Source organism: Streptomyces polyasparticus (assembly GCF_014493765.1).
Classification (GTDB): Bacteria; Actinomycetota; Actinomycetes; order Streptomycetales; family Streptomycetaceae; genus Streptomyces; species Streptomyces polyasparticus.
The window spans coordinates 1-500 of record NZ_JACTVJ010000178.1 but is presented as its reverse complement, the minus strand read 5'-3'; the positions used below and the strand labels follow the sequence as shown (position 1 = coordinate 500).

Annotated in this window: 1 protein-coding gene; it reads left to right on the top strand. The window is 47.0% G+C overall.

What is annotated here, in order from left to right; all coding sequences use genetic code 11:
• Positions 1-500 (top strand): HAD family hydrolase (locus H9Y04_RS49360; protein WP_187820204.1); only part of this gene is annotated, 500 nt, incomplete at both ends.

The following is a 500-nucleotide window of genomic DNA, read 5'->3' as shown; positions in this document are numbered from 1 at the left end:
CAATTCAAAAACAACCAGCTGTCTTTTACGTTAACGCCGCCTTGTTCGATTGCGATGGTACTTTGGTCAATTCTACTGGTGCCATCTCTGAATTCTGGAAGGATTTTGGAAAGACTAGACCTCATGTTAACCCTGAGGAAATCATCAGAACTTCCCATGGTTGCAGAACCTTTGATGTGATTGCCAAATGGTCTCCAGAAGATGCTATTGTGGAGCAGGTGACTGAGTGGGAAGGACAAATTCCTGACTCTTTTGGTCAGTTTGCCAAGCCAATTCCAGGAGCTGTTGAGTTGGTCAAATCGTTCGACCACTTTTCCAGAAACGCCACCACCAACAAGGAACAAAGATGGGCCATTGTGACGTCTGGAACCTTGCCTTTGGCCACCAAATGGTTGAAATTGTTGACCATTCAAAAACCAGACTGTTTCATCACCGCCGAAAAGGTTACCAAGGGAAAGCCTCACCCTCAAGGCTACCAAGCCGCCAGAGACACCTTGGGC